The organism is Rhizobium sp. PRIMUS64 (genome assembly GCF_023006465.1).
GTDB classification, from domain to species: domain Bacteria; phylum Pseudomonadota; class Alphaproteobacteria; order Rhizobiales; family Rhizobiaceae; genus Rhizobium; species Rhizobium leguminosarum.
This window is the reverse complement of record NZ_JALBGX010000315.1, coordinates 1-726: the sequence shown is the minus strand read 5'-3', so window position 1 is coordinate 726 and position 726 is coordinate 1. Positions and strand designations below refer to the sequence as shown.

Sequence of the window (726 nt, the reverse complement as noted above, 5' to 3'; positions counted from 1 at the left end):
GGTTTCAGAAAGTTACTCCGAACCACCACAGGAAACTGCCAAACAAACCTAATGTCGCCGATCAGACAAAGCCGACAGACGGTGTCGTGATGGCATCACTTGCACCGCTAGAGCAAATCCTGCTCAATCTGGGTCATATCCAGCGGCCTTAAGGTAGTTTGCGCATTCTGCCGCAGTGAAGCGCGGTATCAAGGCCCCGACCGCATCCCATAGAGCATCGATCTTTCGCTCGGCTCGGCCTCGCAACATGGCTTTCAGCTTCGAGAATGCGTTCTCGATTGGATTGAAGTCCGGACTATAGGGCGGCAGGAACATGAGCTTGGCGCCGGCACGTTCGATGGCATCGCGGACACCGGCTATCTTGTGTGCAGGCAGGTTATCCATAATGACGACGTCGCCGATCTCCAGGGGCGGCACCAGCACCTGTTCGACATACGCAAGGAAGACGTTGCCGTTCATCGCGCCATCGTAGACGAATGGGGCGGTCATTCCGCTGAGGCGCAACGCACCGGTGAAAGTCGTTGTTTTCCAATGGCCGTGCGGCACGCCGGCACGGCAAACGCTCACCTCGCAATGCACGTCCGCGCAGACGTGACATCTTGGTCGAGAGGCCGGTTTCGTCGATGAAGATCAGTTTCTCCGGATCGAGGTCCAATTGACCATCGAACCAGGCGCGCCGGCGCTTCAGGACGTCCGGTCGGTCCTGCTCCAGTGCGTGTGCGGTCT

At 58.1% G+C, this 726-nt stretch carries 1 pseudogene; it reads right to left on the bottom strand.

Annotated elements, in window-relative coordinates:
* Positions 1-123 precede the first annotated feature (123 nt).
* A pseudogene (locus MOV76_RS39310) lies at positions 124-726 on the bottom strand (IS630 family transposase); the annotation flags it as partial.